Annotated in this window: 18 protein-coding genes; 10 read left to right on the forward strand and 8 right to left on the reverse strand. The window is 69.8% G+C overall.

Annotated features, from left to right (window positions below; all coding sequences use genetic code 11):
• Nucleotides 1-3: 3 nt before the first annotated feature.
• Genes VFK57_04240 through pyrF form a run of 3 tightly spaced genes read left to right on the forward strand, consistent with a single transcriptional unit; the run spans nucleotide 4 to nucleotide 2,517 of the window.
• A complete protein-coding gene (locus VFK57_04240) occupies nucleotides 4-846 on the forward strand; it encodes a dihydroorotate dehydrogenase electron transfer subunit (GenBank protein ID HET7694894.1) in 843 nt (280 codons plus the stop codon).
• Nucleotides 847-871: 25 nt separating this feature from the next.
• Nucleotides 872-1,810, forward strand: a complete 939-nt coding sequence (locus tag VFK57_04245; GenBank protein ID HET7694895.1) for a dihydroorotate dehydrogenase — start codon at nucleotides 872-874, stop codon at nucleotides 1,808-1,810.
• Nucleotides 1,807-2,517 (forward strand): orotidine-5'-phosphate decarboxylase, encoded by a 711-nt coding sequence (pyrF, locus tag VFK57_04250; GenBank protein ID HET7694896.1) that lies wholly within the window; start codon nucleotides 1,807-1,809, stop codon nucleotides 2,515-2,517. The genes VFK57_04245 and pyrF overlap by 4 nt, the downstream gene beginning before the upstream one ends.
• On the opposite strand, the gene VFK57_04255 is transcribed toward pyrF, so the two are convergent.
• Nucleotides 2,504-3,070: an OmpA family protein gene (locus VFK57_04255; GenBank protein HET7694897.1), complete on the reverse strand. Its 567-nt coding sequence runs from the start codon at nucleotides 3,068-3,070 to the stop codon at nucleotides 2,504-2,506. The genes pyrF and VFK57_04255 overlap by 14 nt on opposite strands.
• Nucleotides 3,071-3,117: 47 nt before the next feature.
• On the opposite strand from VFK57_04255, the gene VFK57_04260 reads away from it, so the two are divergent.
• On the forward strand, nucleotides 3,118-3,852 hold the full coding sequence (locus VFK57_04260; GenBank protein HET7694898.1) for a class I SAM-dependent methyltransferase: 735 nt from the start codon (nucleotides 3,118-3,120) through the stop codon (nucleotides 3,850-3,852).
• On the opposite strand, the gene VFK57_04265 is transcribed toward VFK57_04260, so the two are convergent.
• The 3 genes from VFK57_04265 to VFK57_04275 are packed head-to-tail and all read right to left on the reverse strand — an operon-like array spanning nucleotide 3,846 to nucleotide 7,191.
• Entirely contained in the window at nucleotides 3,846-6,059 is a 2,214-nt protein-coding gene (locus VFK57_04265; protein HET7694899.1) for a DUF2723 domain-containing protein, read from the reverse strand. The genes VFK57_04260 and VFK57_04265 overlap by 7 nt on opposite strands.
• On the reverse strand, nucleotides 6,056-6,937 hold the full coding sequence (gene larE, locus VFK57_04270) for an ATP-dependent sacrificial sulfur transferase LarE (GenBank protein HET7694900.1): 882 nt from the start codon (nucleotides 6,935-6,937) through the stop codon (nucleotides 6,056-6,058). The genes VFK57_04265 and larE overlap by 4 nt, the downstream gene beginning before the upstream one ends.
• Nucleotides 6,934-7,191, reverse strand: a complete 258-nt coding sequence (locus VFK57_04275; protein ID HET7694901.1) for a hypothetical protein — start codon at nucleotides 7,189-7,191, stop codon at nucleotides 6,934-6,936. Before VFK57_04275 ends, larE begins: the two co-directional genes overlap by 4 nt.
• A gap of 71 nt (nucleotides 7,192-7,262) precedes the next feature.
• Between VFK57_04275 and VFK57_04280 the strand changes: the two genes are divergently transcribed.
• Entirely contained in the window at nucleotides 7,263-7,967 is a 705-nt protein-coding gene (locus VFK57_04280) for a PilZ domain-containing protein (GenBank protein ID HET7694902.1), read from the forward strand.
• 249 nt (nucleotides 7,968-8,216) lie between these two features.
• Here VFK57_04280 and VFK57_04285 read toward each other — a convergent pair whose 3' ends face one another.
• On the reverse strand, nucleotides 8,217-10,346 hold the full coding sequence (locus VFK57_04285; GenBank protein ID HET7694903.1) for a heavy metal translocating P-type ATPase: 2,130 nt from the start codon (nucleotides 10,344-10,346) through the stop codon (nucleotides 8,217-8,219).
• Nucleotides 10,346-10,657: a metalloregulator ArsR/SmtB family transcription factor gene (locus tag VFK57_04290; protein ID HET7694904.1), complete on the reverse strand. Its 312-nt coding sequence runs from the start codon at nucleotides 10,655-10,657 to the stop codon at nucleotides 10,346-10,348. The genes VFK57_04285 and VFK57_04290 overlap by 1 nt, the downstream gene beginning before the upstream one ends.
• Before the next feature lie 115 nt (nucleotides 10,658-10,772).
• Between VFK57_04290 and VFK57_04295 the strand changes: the two genes are divergently transcribed.
• The 5 genes from VFK57_04295 to dacB are packed head-to-tail and all read left to right on the forward strand — an operon-like array spanning nucleotide 10,773 to nucleotide 16,934.
• Entirely contained in the window at nucleotides 10,773-11,786 is a 1,014-nt protein-coding gene (locus tag VFK57_04295; protein ID HET7694905.1) for an ABC transporter ATP-binding protein, read from the forward strand.
• Complete coding sequence (locus VFK57_04300) at nucleotides 11,779-12,540, forward strand: ABC transporter permease (protein HET7694906.1); 762 nt, start codon at nucleotides 11,779-11,781, stop codon at nucleotides 12,538-12,540. The genes VFK57_04295 and VFK57_04300 overlap by 8 nt, the downstream gene beginning before the upstream one ends.
• Before the next feature lie 2 nt (nucleotides 12,541-12,542).
• Nucleotides 12,543-14,126 (forward strand): Gldg family protein, encoded by a 1,584-nt coding sequence (locus tag VFK57_04305; GenBank protein HET7694907.1) that lies wholly within the window; start codon nucleotides 12,543-12,545, stop codon nucleotides 14,124-14,126.
• The gene (locus tag VFK57_04310) at nucleotides 14,127-15,443 is read left to right on the forward strand and encodes a DUF4340 domain-containing protein (GenBank protein ID HET7694908.1); all 1,317 of its coding nucleotides are present in this window, start codon (nucleotides 14,127-14,129) and stop codon (nucleotides 15,441-15,443) included.
• A 3-nt stretch (nucleotides 15,444-15,446) separates the two neighbouring features.
• A complete protein-coding gene (gene dacB, locus VFK57_04315; protein ID HET7694909.1) occupies nucleotides 15,447-16,934 on the forward strand; it encodes a D-alanyl-D-alanine carboxypeptidase/D-alanyl-D-alanine-endopeptidase in 1,488 nt (495 codons plus the stop codon).
• Nucleotides 16,935-17,037: 103 nt separating this feature from the next.
• On the opposite strand, the gene VFK57_04320 is transcribed toward dacB, so the two are convergent.
• Entirely contained in the window at nucleotides 17,038-17,832 is a 795-nt protein-coding gene (locus tag VFK57_04320; GenBank protein ID HET7694910.1) for a HEAT repeat domain-containing protein, read from the reverse strand.
• A complete protein-coding gene (locus tag VFK57_04325) occupies nucleotides 17,829-19,019 on the reverse strand; it encodes a DHHA1 domain-containing protein (GenBank protein HET7694911.1) in 1,191 nt (396 codons plus the stop codon). Before VFK57_04325 ends, VFK57_04320 begins: the two co-directional genes overlap by 4 nt.
• Nucleotides 19,020-19,065: the final 46 nt, after the last annotated feature.

Below are 19,065 nucleotides of genomic sequence, written 5' to 3' on the forward strand. Positions count from 1 at the left end.
CTCATGCCCGTGGACATCGACGCCGCGGTGATCGCCAACCGTCGGTTGTCGGCGGACTACAACGTGCTCGCGCTCGCCGCTCCGCAGATCGCCGCCGCGGCGCGCCCCGGCCAGTTCGTCATGATCAAGACGTCGGGCGGCCCCATGTTGAGCGGCGCGCCGCTGCTCCGCCGCCCGTTCTCGATCTTCGAAATCCTCCGCGACGACGCCGGCGCGCCGAGCGGCGTCTCGATCTTCAACAAGCGCATCGGCACCGGAACGGCGCAGCTCGCGCGGGTGGAAGCGGGCACGCGTCTGCCGCTGCTCGGCCCGCTCGGCCGTCCGTTCGAGCCCGTCGATCCGCCGGCCGAAGCGTGGATGGTCGCCGGCGGCGTGGGTCTCGCCCCCTTCGTCACGCTCGGCGCCGCCCTCGCGGCGCGCGGCACGCGCACGACACTCTTCTACGGCGCCCGCCGCGCGGAAGAGCTCTACTGCCTGGAGCTCTTCGAGGCGCTCGGCGCCTCGATCGTGCTGAGCACCGAGGACGGCAGCCGCGGCACCCGCGGGCGCATCACGGTGCCGCTCGCCGACGCGCTCGACGCGCGGCCGCTCGGCAATCCGGTCAAGCTGTACGTCTGCGGCCCGACGCCGATGATGCGCGCCTGCGCGCGGCTGGCCCACCGGCACGGCCGCGCCTGCGACGTCTCGCTCGAGCAGGTGATGGGCTGCGGCCTCGGCGGCTGCTACAGCTGCGTCGTCCTCGCCGCGGGCGCCGACGGCGGCGCACCGCATCACACCCGAACCTGCATCGACGGTCCCGTGTTCGACGCGCAACGGATCGTGTGGGACGCGCTGGCCGGCCATTGAGGACTGCGCCGCCGCATCGAACGTGATGGATCTCTCGCTCCAGATCGGTTCGCTCTCGCTCGCCAACCCGCTCATCGCCGCCAGCGGCTGCTTCGGCTACGGCGTCGAGTACGCGGACGTCGTCGACCTCTCGTCGCTCGGCGGCGTGGCGGTGAAGGGGCTGTTTCTCTCCCCGCGCGAAGGACACCCCCCGCCCCGCATCGTCGAGACGCCGTCCGGGATGCTGAACGCCATCGGGCTGCAGGGGATCGGCGTGCACCGCTTCATTGCCGAGCGGCTGCCGGAGCTGCGCGAGCGCCGCGCCATCGTCGTGGTCAACATCTGCGGCACCACGCTGGACGAGTATGTCGAGGTCGCGCGGATCCTCTCCGACGTCGAGGGGGTGCACGCGCTCGAGCTGAACATCTCGTGTCCGAACATCAAGGAGGGGGGCATCACCTTCGGCTGCAGCCTGCCGGGAACGCACGACGTCGTCGGCGCGGTCAGGAAGGTGACATCGCTCCCGGTCATTCCCAAGCTGACGCCGAACGTCACCGACGTGTCGTCGTTCGCGAAAGCCGCCGAGGACGCCGGCGCCGACGCGATCTCGCTGGTCAATACGTTTCTGGCGATGGCGATCGACGTGCACACCAGGCGGCCGAAGCTGACCAACATCGTCGGCGGCCTCAGCGGCCCGGCGATCCGGCCGATCGCCGTCCGCATGGTCTACGAATGCCGGCGGGCCGTGAAGATTCCGATCGTCGGCATGGGCGGCATCGCCACGGCCGACGACGTGCTCGAGTTCATGATTGCCGGCGCCAATGCCGTGCAGGTGGGGACCATGAACTTCGTCGACCCGTTCATCTGGGGCAAGCTGCTCGACGGCATCCGCGCCTACATGACGCAGCACTCGATCGCGCGGCTCCAGGACATCGTCGGCACCGTCGACACGAGCACGCGCGAGCAGGCGTGGATCTCGACGTGAAAGAGAAGATCCTGGTGGCGCTCGACGTCGAGTCCGGCGCCGAGGCGCTGCGCCTGGCGGACACGCTGCGCGACGTCGTCGGCGGCTTCAAGATCGGAAGCCGCCTGTTCACTTCGGCGGGTCCGGCAATCGTCCGCACGCTCACGGCACGCGGCGACCGCGTCTTCCTGGACCTCAAGTTCCACGACATCCCCAACACGGTGGCGACCGCGGTGGCGGCGGCGGCGGAGCTGGGCGTGTGGATGGTCAACGTGCACGCCTCGGGCGGCGGCGCCATGATGCGCGCCGCGCGTGCCGCGGCGCACGAGACCGCGGCGCGGCGGAACGCGGCGGCACCGCTGGTCATCGCGGTGACGGTGCTGACCAGCATGAACCAGGCGGCGCTCACCGAAACCGGCGTCGCGATCGAGCTGATGGATCAGGTGCTGCGGCTGGCAGAGCTCACGAGGGACGCCGGCCTCGACGGCGTCGTCGCCTCGCCGCGCGAAACGGCGGCGATCCGGCGCCGCTGCGGCCCGGACTTCGCCGTCGTGACGCCCGGCATCCGCGGCGGGGCGGCGGATGCGGCGAAAGGGGATCAGGAACGGACGATGAGCCCCGCCGAGGCTGTCGCGGCGGGGGCGAGTTACCTGGTGGTCGGCCGGCCGATCATCGCGGCGGCCGATCCGCGTGCCGCGGCGATCAGGATCGCGGCTACTTCGCCGTGACGACGAAGTGACCGCGCCGGTTCTGCTGCCAGCAGCCCTCGTTCTCCTCGGTGCAGAACGGCGATTCCTTGCCCTTGCTGACGATCTGGATGCGGTTCGCGGCGACGCCGAGGCTCACCAGATAGTCGCGCACCGCGGCGGCGCGGCGCTCGCCGAGCGCCAGGTTGTATTCGGCGGTGCCCCGCGAGTCGGCGTGCCCCTCGATCATGATCTTCGCCGGCCAGCGCTTCAGCCACTCGCTGTTCTTCTGCAGCACCGGTCGCGCCGCGTCGTTGAGCTGGGCCGAGTCCAGCTCGAAGAAGACCGGCGCCAGCTCGCGGCTGAGATCGTCGAGCGTCTTGCTGCCGTAGATTTCCTCGTCGCTCGGGGTGCGCGTCGGCGCCGGCGCCGGGGCGGGCGGCGGCGGGGGAGGAGCAGCGGGCGTGGTGCGCGGTGCCTCGGCCGCGGGCGGCGGGGGCGCCGGCGCGGCGGCCGGCTTCTTCTTGCCGCAAGCGCTCACACCGATCGTGAGCGCAAGCGCGATGACGCCCGTGACGCGAACTCCTCGATTCATTTCAGTCTCCTGCGCACAATATAGAATCGCGAAAAAAGCTTAACACGATGGATCGACTGCTCGAAGCCACCGCGCGCGCCGAACGCGATCATTTCTGGTTCCGCGGCTTCCGCCGCTTCATGGAGCCGCTGCTCGCCGGCATCGCGAGCGGCCGCCGCATCGAAATCCTCGACTGCGGCTGCGGCACCGGGCACAACCTGCAGATGCTCCGGCGATACGGCCGTGCATACGGTATCGACCTGACATGGTCCGGACTTCAGTACGCACACCGGCAGGGGGAGAAAAAGGTCGCGCAGGCCACCGTCGGCGCACTCCCGGCGCCCGGCGCGAGATTCGATCTGGTGACGTCGTTCGACGTGCTCTACGGACTGCCCGAGGACGTGGAGACGGCGGCGATTGCCGAGATGATGCGCGTGCTGAAGCCCGGGGGCTGGGCGATCGTCAACGTCGCCGCGCTGCCGTGGCTGCGCGGCAATCATTCGGTGCTCGGCGGCGAGCTCCGCCGCTACCGCCGTCGGGAGCTGCGGGACAAGCTGGAGCGCGCAGGGTTCCGCGTGACGCGGACCAGCTACACCAATTTCTCGATCTTCCCGCTGGTCGCCGCCGTGCGGGTGAAGCAGCGGTTCAGCGGGCACGTCGAGTCGGACGCGGAGATTACCGTGCCGGCGGCACCCGTCAATGCGGCGTTGTCTGCCCTGCTGTCACTCGAAGCCGCCGCCCTCCGCGTCGTCAACATGCCGATCGGCAGCTCGGTCATGGCGGTGGCGCAGAAACCCTATTGAACAGACACCGTGTAGATCCGCAACGCCAGATGGCGCTGGTCGCCGCCGCCTCCGGCGCCGCCGGGGACGAAGAACTTCGAGCTTTCGAGCAGTACGTTCCCAGCGGCGGCCTCGATCAGCGCGGCGGGCAGCGTGACGGTCTGTTCGAAGTCCGCTGACGGCTCGAAGGCGCCGACCTCCCGGCCGCCCACCGAGATCCGCACCCGCGGCGCCGCGTCGTAGTAGCGCAGCGGCGACTCGCCGTTGAGCCGCAGTGTCACGTCGCGGCCGATCGGCCGGATCCAGAGGTTCGACGTCTCGCTCATCCACCGCCACGATCGGCCGGTCGCGGGATTGAATTCGGGTTCCTGCCAGCCGGCGTCGTAGCCGACCATCGGGACCCCGGGCGGCTGCGCGTCGAACTGCTCCAGCGACACGCGTTCCCCGCCGGTGGCGCGGACGTCCAGCGCCGCGTAGCCGGCACCCGACCCGAGGCTGCCGGACGGCAGCGACAGCCGGTGGAGGAAGAACCCCGGCGCCAGGGCATACGACGTCACCCGCGACCCGGCGAGCGTCACGTCGAGCGTCACCGGCCGGGGGCCCAGGTTGCGGCCGCCGAGGAGGACGGTCGTCTCGTCCGGGTGCCTGGCGATCCACGCGGTGGCCGGGGCTGTTTCGGGCCCGGTGCGATCGCGCGCGGTGACGCCGCCGACCTCCGCGGTGAGCGCCCAGCCGCGATCGAGCATCCATCGCGGCGGCTGCATCTCGTACCAGTCGATGTCTCCGGGCCGGGCGCCGCCGACGAACGGCGGCTCGGTGAAGCCCCAGCGGTACGCCCGGGCGAGCTCGCGCGCGTTGGCGTCGAAGAGCGCGAGGTCGGTCCGTCCGGGATCCGCGGCGAACCACACGCGCGCCGACGGCTGTTCCTTCCAGAGCGTCACCAGGGCGAGCCATTCGCGTCCGTGCGGCGCCCGCGTCACGCGCGCGGGCAGGATCGGCGCGGCCCATTCGGCCGCTCGGCGAATGCCGGCGTGCATCGCAATGGTGTCGACGCGGTTGGCCCCGTGCGCCGTCGCCGCCATGTCGTCGAAGGCGCGGAATGCCGGCGCGCCGTCCCGCGCGTAGACGCGCGACGCCGGCACCGCCGCCAGCAGCGACAGCGCCGCGATCCCGATCGCCGCGGCCGGCAGCGCGCGCGCCGGCAGCCCCTCGAGCGCCGCCATCGCCGCATAGGCCACCACCGGCACGAGCGGCAGCGCGTAGCGGATCGTCTGTGTTTCCTGCAGCAGCAGGTGGAACACGGCATACGGCCCCACCGCGAGGAGGACGGCGACGAGGACGCGCGGGGCGCGCCAGGCGACGCGCAACGTGCCGACGACGGCCAGGGCGCACAGCACGAGGCCGGGCCGCCAGTCCCACGGCCACACGAACGTATTCGCGAGCGCCGCCGCGACCAGCCGCGCCGCCCCTTTCGGATCGCGCGGATCGAGATGCGTCCACAGCATCACCACCCCGGAGAAGTCCTCGCCGGCCTGCGATCCGAGCGCCTGCATGTAGGCCCCGGGCCCTCCGCTCGCAACGATCATCGGAATCGCCCAGACGAGCACGCCGCCGGCGATGGCGACGGTCGAGAGGAGCAGGGCGCGGGCGCGGCGCGCTCGCAGCACCGCGAAGGCGAGTGCCGGCAGGGTGAGCAGCGCCGTCTGCGATCGGATCCCCAGGGCGAGGCCGGCGAGCAGCGCCGCCCCGGCGAGCCGGCGATCCGGCGCCGGGCCGCCGCGCTCCACAATCAGCGCCAGCACCCAGGCGACGGCGGCAAATCCGAGCATGTCGCTGAGCGGCCGCAGCGCCGCGAACCAGAACAACGGCGACGTGACGGCGACGAGCGTCGCGCACCACGCCAGTCGATCGCGTCCTTCCAGTCGGCGGAAGAGCACCAGCAGGGCGGGAATCGCCGCCGTGCCGGCGAGCGCGCTCCAGATGGCGAGGCCGCGCGGCCCGGCGGCGTCGACGCCCGCACTCCTCAGCGCCGAGGTCGACGCCTTGGCCAACGCGATGAACACCGGGTAGCCGGGCGGGTGCGGCTGATGACGCGCGACGTCGTACTCGCGCACGCCGAGCGCGAAGTTGATCGAGTCGATGTCTTCGAGCGTGCGGGGAAGGAAGGCGAGATGGGCGACGAGAAACAGCAGCAGCAGTGCGACGCCGGCCGAGCGCTGGGCCGTCACTCGATCGGTCGGAGCTTCAGCGCGTCGTTCAGGCTGCCGAGGCGATAGCCGCGCAGATCGACGGTCACGTGCGCGTAGCCGAGCGCGCGCAGGCCGCGATCGATCGCCTCGGCGATCTCCGGCTCCAGCGCCCGCGCGATCTCGTCGCGCCCGAGCTCGAGGCGCGCGAGGCTGTCGTGATGGCGCACGCGGCAGATGCGGAAGCCGAGATCGCGCAGCACGCGCTCGGCGGCCTCGATCGTCCGCAGCTTCGCTTCGGTGACTTCGGAATGATAGGGAATCCGCGACGACAGGCAGGCGGACGCCGGTTCGTCCCAGGTCGCCATGCCGGCGCGGCGCGCCAGCTCGCGAATCTCCGCCTTGGTCAGCCCGACGTCGTCGAGCGGACTGACGACGCCGAACTCGCGCGCCGCCTGGCGTCCCGGACGGTAATCGCCGCGGTCGTCGGCATTGCTGCCGTCGGCGACGGCGTCGAACCCGCGCGCCCGCGCGATCGCGGTGAGCTTGGTATAGAGCTCGTGCTTGCAGTAGTAGCAGCGGTTGGCGGGATTGGCGCGATAGTCCGGGTTGTCGATCTCCGAGGTGCGCACCATCTCGTGGCGGAGATGAAACGCCCGCGCCGTGCCGATAGCTAGATCGCGGTGGCGGTCGGGATAACTGGGACTGTCGGCGGTGACGCAGATCGAGCGATCGCCGAGCACGCGTCTGGCGGTGATGCCGAGGAAGGCGCTGTCGACGCCGCCGCTGTAGGCGACGAGCAGGGACCCCAGGGCGGCGAGCCGCGCGTCGAGCGCCGCGGCCTTGGCCTCGAGGTCAGAATCCGCAGGCTGAATCCCGGGGTGAACAGCGTTCAACGGGTCCAGCGGCGGCAGGGTCACTCGTCCCAGTTCTCCTTCTCGTCCTCGTCCTCGTCTTCGTCGTCGTCGTCGTCGTCGAAGTCGTCCGTGTCATCGTCGTCGGCGGTCTCGTCGTCCTCGTCGTCGTCGTCTTCGTCGGAGAGTTCGAGCTCGATGGGAGACGTGCTCGTGACCTCGAGATTCGAGCCGCAGTCCGGGCAGCTGATCAGGTCCCCCTTGTCGACGTCGAACTCGTCGACCTCGATCTCTGCGTCACATTCCGGACAGGTGGCCATACACGCTCCTGGCAAACGCCGATAGAAGTACGAATTATAACGAGAACCTGATAAATTGCGCAATCAAGCCGGTGAGCAATAAGACCGTTGTCGTCGCCGACGATACCGCGTTCGTGCGCGATCGGTTCGCCACGGCGCTCGTGGGCGCGGGCCATCGGGCCCTGCCCGTGAAGAGCGCCGCCGAACTGCTGGCGCACATCCGCGAGGAGCTGTCCCAGATCGACCTTCTGGTGCTCGACCTGCGCCTGCCCCACGCGGGCGGGGTGGAGATGGTGCGCAGCATCCGGAAGATCGACGGCGGCCGGCTGCCGATCCTGGTCTTCAGCGGGACGATCGCCAACGCCGCCGAGGTGCGCGATCTGGCGGCGCTCGGGGTGTCCGGCTACGTGAACGAATACAGCGCGGTCCAGAACATTCTGCCGTCGCTCGCCCCGCACCTCTTCCCCGACAACTTCAACCGCCGCGGCAGCCCGCGGGTCGTGCTCGGGATCCCGGTCGCCTACCGGTTCGGCAACACCATCGCCGCGGCGCTGACGCTGAATCTGAGCAAGGGGGGCGTCGCGATCCGGACGATGAGCCCGCTCGATCAGAACGCCAAGGTGCGCGTGCGGTTCCGCCTGCCGGGCTCGAAGGTCGACGTGGAAGCGGACTCGCGCGTCGCGTGGAGCGATCGGCGCGTCGGGATGGGGCTGCAGTTCGAGAAGGTGGAGTCCGCCGACCAGGCTGCGATCGACGAGTTCGTCGATCAGCACTTCTTCACGAATCGCAAGGCTTGATCAGGGCGCGGCTGCGGCATGCTTACCCAACTCGGGAACGAAGTATCCGAGGTTCGTCAGATGCTCACGCGCCTCGTTCAGACCGTGGCGGCCGCGGCGTCGCGACCACGATAGGCAACCGGTGAACCGCAGTCGAGCACGATGTCGTTCGGCGAATCGATCACACGTCCGGCGGCGAGGGCGAGCGGCACGCGCGAAAGCGGACGGCGGAGAGCGGACGGCCGACAGCGGACAGCGGCTCGCGCCGAGCTACTCCCGCAGCAGCCGCAGCGCGTTCGCGATCACGATCAGCGACGCGCCCATATCGGCGAGCACCGCCATCCACAGCGTGGCCACGCCGAGGATCGCCATCACCAGGAACGCCCCCTTCAGCACGATCGAGAAGGCGATGTTCGCGCGGATGTTGCGGACGGTCGCGCGGCTCAGGCGCAGCGCGTAGGGAATCTTGAGCAGTTCATCCGCCATCAGCGCGATGTCGGCGGTCTCGAGCGCGGCGTCGCTGCCGGCGGCGCCCATCGCGATGCCGACGTCGGCGGTTGCCAGCGCCGGCGCGTCGTTGACCCCGTCGCCGACCATCGCGACCGTGCCGAAGCGCGCCTTCAGATCCTCGATCGCCTCCACCTTGCCCGCCGGCAGCAGGCCGGCGCGGACTTCGTCGACGCCGATGGCGGCGTTGAGCGCGGCGGCGGCTGACGGGTGATCGCCGGTCAGCAGCGCCACGTGGCGGATCCCGTGATCGCGCAGCATCTGCACCGCGTCGCGCGCCGCCTCGCGCGGCCGGTCCGCCACGCCGATCGCGCCGATCGGTTCGTTGGCGCCGACGATCACCGTCGTCGTCGCGCCGGCGGCCACGCGATCCAGCGCCTGGTGGACGGCGGGAGAGCAGAGACCGCGCTCGTCGAACAGCCGGTGGCTGCCGACCACGAGGGGAGCGCCGCCGGCGCGCGCCTCGGCGCCGAGCCCGGGGAGCGCCTGGAACCGCTCGACGGTCACGAGCGGCAGCTGGCGCTCGCGCGCGTGCGCCACGATGGCGGCGCCGATCGGGTGCTCGGACAGCGCCTCGACCGACGCGGCGAGCTGAAGCACGCGGTCGGCGGACTCGACGCCGAGCGCGGTGACGTCCACCACGCGCAGCTCCCCCTTGGTCAGCGTCCCGGTCTTGTCGAACGCGACGCAGCGCACCTCCGCGAGCCGCTCCAGCCGCGCGCCCCCCTTGATGAGCACCCCCTTGCGGGCCGCCGCGGCGAGCGCGGACACGATCGAGACCGGCGTGGAAATCACCAGCGCGCACGGACAGGAGATGACGAGCAGCACGAGCGCGCGGTAGATCCAGACGCTCCAGTCGCCGCCGCCCGCCAGCGGCGGGGCGACCGCGACCAGCGCGGCGATCGCGAGCACCGCCGGCGTGTAGACGCGGGCGAACCGTTCGACGAACGTCTGGCTCGGCGCGCGCTGGGCCTGCGCGCGCTCGACGAGATCGATGATGCGCGCGAGCGTCGAGTCGGCGCGGCGCCGCGTGACCCGCACGTCCAGCGATCCGCGGCCGTTGATCGTTCCCGCGTACACCTCGTCGTCCGGCCGTTTCTCGACCGGCAGCGACTCGCCGGTGACCGGCGCCTGGTTGACGTGGCTGTCGCCGGCGAGCACGCGGCCGTCGAGCGGGATCTTCTCGCCAGGGCGGACGACCACGGTGTCGCCGATGGCGATGCCGTCCACGGGCATCTTCCGCAGCTCGCCGCTGACGGCATCGCGGACCAGCGCGTCCGCGGGGGCGAGATCCATCAGCGCGCTGATCGCTCCGCGCGCGCGATCCATCGCCCGCGCTTCGAGCAGCTGCGCCAGCGCGAAGAGGAACACCACGGTTGCCCCTTCGCCCCACTCGCCGAGCACCATCGCGCCCACCACCGCGACGAGCATCAGCACGTTGATGTCGAGCGCCAGCGAACGCGCCGCGTGCAGCGCGCGGCGCACGCTGTAGAATCCGCCGCTCGCGATCGCCAGCCCATACGCCGCAATCGCCAGCCGCCGATCGATGCCGGCAAGCTCCACCGCCATCCCGGCGGCGACGAGCGCGCCCGACAGCATGACGAACAGGCGGCGCGTCGCCGCCGACGGCGCCCGCCCCACCGGCTGCTCGTGCTCGAGCCAGGCGCGCATCCCGGTCTGCGCGACCGCTTCGGCGATCGTCGACGTGTTCAGTCTGGCGGCGTCGTAGGTGATCGTCAGGCGCTGCTGCAGCACGTCCGCGGAAATGGCTTCGAGTCCGGCCAGCTTCCCGAGGCGCTTCTCGAGGATCGCCACTTCTTCATGGCAGTCCATCCCCTCGATCTTGAAGACCGACTCGGCGTGAACCTGGCACACCTGGCAGACGGCGGCCATCAGCGGGCGTCCTCGGTGACGTGCCGCAGGCCCTGCTGAAAGAGGCTCAGGACGTGCTGGTCGTCGAGCGCGTAGTAGACGCAGCGCCCTTCGCGGCGCCCGCGCACGATCCGCAGCGTGCGCATCAGGCGCAACTGATGCGACACCGCCGATTCGCTGATCTCGACGCGATCGGCGATCTCGTGCACGCACAGCTCGCCGTCGGCGAGCGCGTCGACGATGCGGACGCGGGTGGGATCGCCGAGTATGCGGAACGTCGCGGCGAGCGCCTGGACGACCTTGGGATCGGTGAGCGGGGCGATGGTAGACATCTGAATATCTGAGCAAACCCTCAGACGTCTATGTTGACACAGTTTCGACCCTACCGGTAGACTCCCAGATTGGCCCATAAAAAGCTTTGTTGTCTATAGATTACGGAGACGCGACGTGATTGAGGTCCAACACCTCACCAAGCGCTACGGCCGAGTCACGGCCGTGGACGACGTGAGCTTCCGGGTGGAACCGGGCGAGATCCTGGGCTTCCTTGGCCCAAACGGCGCCGGCAAGACCACCACCATGCGGATTCTGACCGGCTACATGCCCGCGTCCGAGGGACGCGCCACCGTCGCCGGTTACGACGTCTTCACCCACCCGATCGAGGCCAAGCGCCGGACCGGCTATCTCCCGGAGACGCCGCCCCTCTATCCCGACATGACGGTGCGCGAGTATCTGGACTTCGTGGCGCGCATCAAGGGCGTGCCGGCCGCCGAGCGCAAGGCGCGCGTCGACGGCGTCATGCAGCGCACCCACGTCGCCGACATGGCCGGGCGCCACTGCGGCAAGCTGTCGAAAGGCTACCGGCAGCGCGTCGGCCTCGCCCAGGCGATCATCCACAATCCCGAGGTGCTGATCCTCGACGAGCCCACCGCCGGGCTCGATCCGAAGCAGATCATCGAGACGCGCGATCTGATCCGCGGCCTCGCCGGCGATCACACCATCGTGCTGAGCACGCACATCCTGCCCGAGGTGTCGCAGACCTGCCAGCGCGTCGTGATCATCAACAAGGGACGCGTCGTCGCGGTCGATACGCCGGACAATCTCGCGGCGCGGATGCGCGGCGCCGAGACGCTCTACGTGCAGGTGGACGCGCCGGGCGCAGACGTGCCGGGAGCGCTGGCGGCGGTGCCCGGTGTGCTGCGCGTCGCCGCGGCGGACATGCGGTCGGGCTCCGGCGCCTTCGAGGTCGCCGCCGAACAGGGACGCGACATCCGCCGCGACGTGGCGCGCGAGATCGTGGCGCGCGGGTGGGGGCTGCTGGAGCTGCGGCCGATGCGCGTCAGCCTGGAAGAGGTCTTCCTGCAGGTCACGACCGAGGAGAAGCCGGAAGACGCCGCCGCCGCGGAACCGCCGGCGGCGACCGGCGATCAGACGCCCGCCGGCGAGGAGGCCCCTCATGCGTAACGTCCTCGCGATTGCCGACAAGGAGCTGCGCTCCTATTTCGCGTCGCCGATCGCCTACATCCTGATCGGCTTCTTCCTGCTGCCGTTCGGCGTGTTCTTCTATCTGTATCTCTCGACCTTCGTGAAACAGAGCCTGCAGATGGCGCAGTTCGGCGGGGCGATGAACGTCAACCAGCAGGTCATCCGCTACGTGCTGCAGAACGCGTCCGTCATCATCCTGTTCATCATGCCGATGATCACGATGCGGACGTACTCGGAGGAGAAGCGTTCCGGGTCGATCGAGCTGCTGCTCACCTCGCCGCTGACCGACGTCGAGATCATCCTCGGCAAGTTCTTCGGCGCGCTCGGCCTCTACATCGCGATGCTCGCGGTGACGCTGCTCTACATGGCGATTCTCTTCGTCTACGGCAACCCGGAGTGGCGGCCGCTGGTGGCGGCGTATCTCGGACTGCTGCTGATGGGCGGGGCGTTCATCTCGATCGGCCTGCTCATCTCGAGCACGACCAGCAACCAGATCGTCGCCGGCGTGGTCACGTTCGTGGTGTTCCTGCTCTTCTGGATCGTCGGCTGGTTCGCCGACACCGCCGGACCGACGATCGGGCCGATCACCTCGTGGCTGTCGATCACCGAGCACTTCGACGATTTCTCGAAAGGGATCGTCGACACCAAGCACGTGCTGTACTACCTGAGCCTGATTACCTTCGGCCTGTTCCTCACCGCCAAGTCGGTCGACACGGAAAGGTGGCGAGGCTGACCATGTTGAAGCGCATCCTCGGCCTGCTCGGCTGGCTCGGCGTCGCCCTCGTCTTCGCCGCCGTCGCGATCCGTTTCCTCAAGCCGGAATACCAGCAGTACTACAACGGCCTGGCGATCGCCGGCCTGGTCTGCACGCTGCTGTACATCCTCAGTCAGTGGCGCGAGATCGGCCAGTCGTTCTCCGGACGACAGGCGCGCTACGGGTCGCTTGCGGCGGCCAGCGTGCTGGTGGTGCTCGGCATCCTGGTCGCCATCAATTACCTGAGCAACAAGTACAACAAGCGCTGGGATCTCACCGCGGCGCGACAGTTCTCGCTCTCGGACCAGAGCAGGAAGGTGCTGCAGGACCTGAAGGAGCCGGTGCGCATTCGCGTGTTCGCGCGCAGCCAGGAGTTCGAGCGGTTCCGCGACCGGCTGGACGAGTACACCTACCATTCCAAGCAGGTCAACGTCGAGTACATCGACCCGGAGAAGCGCCCCGCGCTGGCCCAGGCCGACGGCATCACGCAGCTGGGCACGGTCGTGTTCGAGTACGCCGGACGGAAGGAGAAGGTGACGTCCGACAGCGAACAGGAGCTGACGAACGGACTGATCAAAGTGATCCAGGGGCGGCAGCCGAAGGTGTACTTCACGCAGGGGCACGGCGAGAAGGACACGGTGAGCGCCGAGCGCAGCGGCTACAACAGCATCGGCGGCGCCCTCACCTCGGACAACTTCGTGGTCGAAAAGCTCGTGCTGGCGCAGGCCACCGAGGTGCCGGCGGACGCGGACGTGGTGGTCATTGCCGGCCCGCGCACCGACTTCCTCGCCCCGGAAATCGATCTGCTGAAGGCCTACCTCGCGCGCGGCGGCAAGCTGTTCGTGATGCTCGATCCGGTGCTCAAACCGGATTCCCCGCAGCCGGCGCAGCTGCAGGCGCTGCTCAAGGACTGGGGCATCGATTCGCCGAACGACATCGTGCTCGACGTCAGCGGCATGGGGCGCCTGATCGGCACCGACGAATCCGTGCCGGTGGCGGCGAGCTATCCCGCGCACGCGATCACGCAGGAGTTCAGCCTGCTCACCGCGTATCCGCTGGCGCGATCGATCGCGCCGATCGAGGGAGGCGCGAACGGCCGCACCGCGCAGAAGCTGATCGAAACCGGGCCGCGCAGCTGGGCGGAGACCGACCTCAAGAGCCTGAGCGGCGGGCAGCCCGCCAAGATGGACGGCAGCGACAAGCCGGGGCCGGTCTCGCTCGGTGTCGCGGTCACCGGACCGGCGACGAACGCGCCGGCACCGAAGGAGCCGCCGAAACCGGGGGAAACGCCCAAGCAGGTCGAGGCGCGGATCGTCGCGATCGGCGACTCCGATTTCGCCAGCAACGCGGCGCTCGGAGTCCAGGGCAACCGCGACCTGTTCCTCAACGCGGTCAACTGGCTGGCGCAGCAGGAGAACCTCATCTCGATCCGCGCCAAGGATCCGGAGGACCGCCGCATCACGCTCACCGCCGATCAGGAGCGGCTGATCTTCTATCTCACCGTGCTGATCGTGCCCGGCCTGGTCATCCTCGCCGGCGTGCAGACCTGGTGGCGGAGGCGCTAGATGAAGGGCCTCCGCTCCTTTGTGGTTCTGCTGGCCGTCGCCGCCGCGCTGGGCGGCTTCCTCTGGTACGACTCGACGCGCGCGCCGGACGCCGGATCGAAGCAGGAAAAGGTCTTCGCCGGCGTCGACGCCGACAAGATCGAGCAGGTCACGGTGACCTCGGCCGCGGGTGAAAAGACGACGGTACAGAAGCAGGGATCGGCATGGCAGGTGACCGCGCCGGCGGCGGCGCCGGCCGACGAGGCCGAGCTCTCCGGGATCACGTCGAATCTGGCGTCGCTGGAGGTGCAGCGGGTCGTCGACGAGCAGGCGAGCGACTTCAAGGAGTACGGGCTGGAGCCGGCCAACGTCACGGTCGCCTTCAAGGCGGCGGGCAAGGAACAGACGCTGCTCCTCGGCAACAAGACACCCACCGGCGGCGACATGTATGCGCGGCTGCCCTCGTCGCCGCGCGTGTTCCTCGTGTCGTCCTTCCTCGAGACGACGTTCAACAAGAGCACGTTCGACCTGCGCGACAAGACCGTGCTCAAGCTCGATCGCGAGAAGGTGGAACGCGTCGAGGTGCAGACCGCCGATCGGACGGTGACCTTCGTCAAGCAGGGGGCGGACTGGCGGATCACCTCGCCGATCGAGGCGCGCGCCGATTTCGGCGCCGTGGAAGGGATCATCGGGCGGCTGAACACGTCGCCGATGAAGTCGATCGAAGCCGGCGACGCCAGCGATCCGAAACTGCTCGCCAGGTTCGGGCTCGACAAACCGGCCGCCACGGTGCGCGTCACCTCCGGCAGCTCGCAGGCGGGTCTCGCCATCGGCAAGAGCGCCGCGGAAGGCACCGTCTACGCGCGCGATCTCTCGCGGCCGCTGATCTTCACGGTCGAGAGCGGCCTCGCCGACGACCTCAAGAAGGCGCCCGACGAGTTCCGCATCAAGGATCTGTTCGACGCCCGCGCCTTCAACACGACGCGGATTGAAGTCGCCCGCCAGGGACGGACGCTCGCGTTCGAGAAGGACAAGGACGTGTGGAAGCAGGTGACGCCGGCCGCCAGGGCGGCAGACGCCGCCAAGGTCGACGCGCTGCTGTCGGCGCTGACCGGCACCCGCGCCAACGGCTTCGAGACGAAGCTCGCGGCGGCCGGCCTCGACGCGCCGGAGATCGTCGCCACGCTCAAGTTCGAGGACGGCAAGAAAGAGGAAAAGGTCACGTTCGCGAGGAAGGGGGCGGACGCGTTCGCCCGGCGCGAAGGAGACACGGCGGCGGCGAAAATCGACGCCTCGACCCTGGACGGCATCATCAAAGCGTTCGACGCATTGAAATAGGCGATGCGCGCAGTCCGTGCGGTCTGTCTGAGCGCCGTCCTTCTCGCCGGCTGCGCTCACGCCTCGCCCGGCACGCACGTCAGGATCAACCCGGGCGCCGAACGCACGCTTGCCGCGGACCTCGACCGCGTCTTCGACGCGCCGCTCACCCGCAACGCGCTCTGGGGCGTCCACGTCAAATCGCTCGACACCGGCCGGGTGTTGTACTCGCGCAACGCCGCGACGCTGATGATGCCGGCGTCGAACATGAAGATCCTCACCCTCGCGGCGGCGGCGGAAACGCTCGGGTGGGATTACCGCTTCAAGACCACGCTCGAAACGACCGGGTCGATTGAGGGCGGCGTGCTGAAGGGGGACCTGATCGTCCGCGGCACCGGCGACCCGACGATCAACAGCCGCAACCGCCGCGCCGCCGCGGTGTTCGACGAGTGGGCGTCCGCCCTGCGCGGCGCAGGGGTCAGGCAAATCGACGGCGGCATCGTCGGCGACGCGTCCGCGTTCGACGATCGCCGGCTCGGCCAGGGTTGGGCGTGGGACTATCTCGAGGCCGGCTACGCGGCGCCGGTGGGGGCGCTCGAATACAACGAGAACATCGCCGCGGTCTCGATCCGGGCCGGCGCGAAGCCGGGGGATCCCGCCGAAATGCAGCTGCCGCCGGGCACCGGCCTTGGCCTGCTCTATCGCGTGGTCACCGGCGACCCGGGGTCGCGGACGAACATCACCCTCGAGCGGCGAACCTACGACAACTACCTCGAGGTCAGCGGTTCGATCCCCGCCGATGCGGGGCCGGTCTCGCGCGATGTCGCGGTCGTCACGCCGACGAAGTACTTCGCGCACTCGGTACTGCTCGCCCTCATGGAGCGCGGCATACCGGTCCGCGGGCTGCCGGTCGATCTCAGGGAGCGGCCGCCGGACGTGGTCCCGCAGCCGCGCCGCGTGCTGCACGAGTCGCTCTCGCCGCCGCTGCGCGAGATCGCGACCACGATGATGAAAGTCAGTCAGAACCTCTACGCCGAGACGCTGCTGAAGGCGGTGGGCGCAGCACGAGGCGAGACGGGCAGCGCCGCCGCGGGCCGGCGGGCCGCGGCGGACGTGTTCACCGCGTGGGGCATCGCAGACAGCGCATACGTGCAGGCGGACGGATCCGGTTTGTCGCGCTACGACTACGTCACCGCGGCGGCGATCGTCACGCTTCTCGAGCGGCTCCACACCGACCCGGAACACCGCGACCCGTTCCTGGCGACGCTGCCGATCGCCGGCAAGGACGGCACGATGTCCACCCGTATGCGCGCCACGCGGGCGGAAGCCAACGCGGTCGCCAAGACGGGATCGATCTCCAACGTCCGCGCCCTGTCCGGCTATGTCCGAACCCGCGACGGTGAGCTCCTGGCGTTCTCGATTCTCGCCAACAACTTCACCGCACCGGCCGCCACGATCAATTGGATGACCGACCTGGCGGTGGAAACGCTCGCGAACCACACGGTTCGCTGAACGGCGAGCGGCTTGCCGCTTCCAGCTTTCAGCTGCCGGCTTCCGGCTTCCGGCTTCCGGCTTTCAGCTTCCCGCTTGCAGCTTGCCGCTTTCCCCGATCCCTTCAGCGATTTTTGATCTCGGCGAGGTGAACCAGCGTGCGTCCGGCCTCCCGTCTGACGTCTTCGTCGGGATCGCTTGCCGCCTTCTTCAAGGCGGGGATGGCCCGCTCGGCGAGCGCCCCGTACTCGGCGAGGGCGGCGGCCGCAGCCTGACGGACTTCGGGGCTTTCGTCCGCGAGCGCCTTGATCAGTCCGTTCACTTCCGCGGCGGGATCGTCGCGGACGATGCCAAGGTAGGTGACGGCGACGTTGCGGACGGCGGGGTCCGGGTCGTCGACGGCGCGGAGCAGCAGCGGCACCACGATCTTCGGATCGATCGACGCGCGCTCGCGCAGCTTGCCGAGGGCGCGCAGCGCCTCGCGCCGGACGATTTCGTTGCTGGCGTTGACGGCCTCCTGCAGCGCGGGAACGGCGGGAGACCCCATGAAGCTGAGCGCGAGCGCGGCTTCCGGCGCGAACTCCGGCTCCTGCAGGACCGCCGCGACATCCGGCAGCGCGTCGGCGGCGCGGGCGCCGAGAATCGCCGTCGCCTTCAGCGCCGCCTGCTTCCTGGCCGGCTCCGCCGCCGGATCCTGAAGCGTCTGGCGGATCACCGGCAGCGCCGCGGTGCCGCGCTCTTCCAGTTGCGCCGTCGCTTCCTCGACGTCCTTCGGCGAGCGGCTCTGCAGCGCCTCGATCCAGCGATCGTCGTTGCGCACGATGGGCGCGGGAACGCCGTTCGCCGGCGCGCGGTAATACCACACCGCGGCCGCCACCCCGGCGACCAGCGCGACGAACAGCGCAATGAACCGCGTCACTTGCTTATTCTAGTCAGCTCGCGCGCCGACTGAAGGATCGCGTCCGCGGGTGCCGTCAGGCCGCCGCCCTGCGCCAGCTCGGGGCGGCCGCCGCCCTTGCCGCCGTGCCGCTCGACGAGGCCGCGCAAGACCGCCGAGGCATCCAGCGGCAGGTCCCCGGCTCGCGCAACCACGAGCGGGGCCGGCGACGGACTGCCCAGCAGCACCGCGACGTGGCCCGGGCGTTCGACCACGCGGGATGCGATGCTCTTGAGGCCGGCCGCATCCCATCCGGGCAGCGCCGCCGCAACGAGCCGTGCGCTGCCGATCGTTTCCGCTGCGTCGGCCAGCGCATCGGCCTCGTGGACCGCCGCCTTCGTCTGCAGATCCTTGATCTGCTTGCGCAGATCCTTCCCCTCCGACTGGAGCCGCTCGATCGCCGCCGGCAGTTCCGCCGGCAGCACCGACAGCGCCCGTACGCTGCCGGCGACCGCATCGCGGAGGGTGTGGAATCCCGCGAGCGCGCGGCCGCCGCACAGAAAGGTGATGCGCGAGCCGCCGCGGACGCGCTCCACCGCCGAGATCGCGACGATGCCGATCGCTCCGGTGCGTGACACGTGTGTGCCGCCGCACGCCGAGAGATCGAAGCCCTCCACGTCGATCAGCCGCAGCATGCCGCCGCGCTTCGATTCCTTGCGCAGCCCGAGCGCGGCTGCCTCCGCGGCGGCGGCGAACCTGATCGCGACCGGACGATCCTCCCACACGATGCGGTTGGCCTCATCTTCCGCCCTGGCGATCTCCGCGGCCGAGACTTCGCGCGCCAGGTCGATCGTCGAGTACTCGAGCCCCATGTGAAAGCTCTCGGTCCGGACGTCGAACAGCCGCGCGAACGCCGCGGACAGCACGTGCTGCCCGGTGTGCTGCTGCATGTGATCGAACCGCCGCGGCCAGTCGATCGTGCCGTGCAGCCGGGTCGCGGAGGGCGCCCGATCGACCACGTGCAGCACCCGCCCGTCGTCCGCCTCGACGACCTCGAGCACGCGCACGTCGCCGAACATGCCGACGTCGAACGGCTGCCCGCCCGAGGTCGGATAGAAGGCGGACCGATCGAGCACGAGCGCAGTGCGCCCGTCATGCGACACGGTGTCGACCAGCGCCGCGTCGAACTCGCGCAGGTACGGGTCTTCGTAATAGAGGCGTTGAGTCATGCTGTCTCTCTAATCGAAGGAGTCGAAGGAGGCGAAGGAGGCGAAG

Source organism: Vicinamibacterales bacterium, assembly GCA_035699745.1.
Taxonomy (GTDB): Bacteria; Acidobacteriota; Vicinamibacteria; order Vicinamibacterales; family 2-12-FULL-66-21; genus JAICSD01.

Excerpts from the sequence above, each read along its gene's own strand:
- VFK57_04240 (HET7694894.1), top strand. The coding sequence starts at position 4 with ATGCCCGTGGACATCGACGCCGCGGTGATCGCCAACCGTCGGTTGTCG.
- VFK57_04245 (HET7694895.1), top strand. The coding sequence starts at position 872 with ATGGATCTCTCGCTCCAGATCGGTTCGCTCTCGCTCGCCAACCCGCTC.
- VFK57_04255 (HET7694897.1), bottom strand. The coding sequence starts at position 3,070 with ATGAATCGAGGAGTTCGCGTCACGGGCGTCATCGCGCTTGCGCTCACG.
- VFK57_04260 (HET7694898.1), top strand. The coding sequence starts at position 3,118 with ATGGATCGACTGCTCGAAGCCACCGCGCGCGCCGAACGCGATCATTTC.
- VFK57_04275 (HET7694901.1), bottom strand. The coding sequence starts at position 7,191 with ATGGCCACCTGTCCGGAATGTGACGCAGAGATCGAGGTCGACGAGTTC.
- VFK57_04285 (HET7694903.1), bottom strand. The coding sequence starts at position 10,346 with ATGGCCGCCGTCTGCCAGGTGTGCCAGGTTCACGCCGAGTCGGTCTTC.
- VFK57_04290 (HET7694904.1), bottom strand. The coding sequence starts at position 10,657 with ATGTCTACCATCGCCCCGCTCACCGATCCCAAGGTCGTCCAGGCGCTC.
- VFK57_04300 (HET7694906.1), top strand. The coding sequence starts at position 11,779 with ATGCGTAACGTCCTCGCGATTGCCGACAAGGAGCTGCGCTCCTATTTC.
- VFK57_04305 (HET7694907.1), top strand. The coding sequence starts at position 12,543 with ATGTTGAAGCGCATCCTCGGCCTGCTCGGCTGGCTCGGCGTCGCCCTC.
- VFK57_04310 (HET7694908.1), top strand. The coding sequence starts at position 14,127 with ATGAAGGGCCTCCGCTCCTTTGTGGTTCTGCTGGCCGTCGCCGCCGCG.
- dacB (HET7694909.1), top strand. The coding sequence starts at position 15,447 with ATGCGCGCAGTCCGTGCGGTCTGTCTGAGCGCCGTCCTTCTCGCCGGC.
- VFK57_04325 (HET7694911.1), bottom strand. The coding sequence starts at position 19,019 with ATGACTCAACGCCTCTATTACGAAGACCCGTACCTGCGCGAGTTCGAC.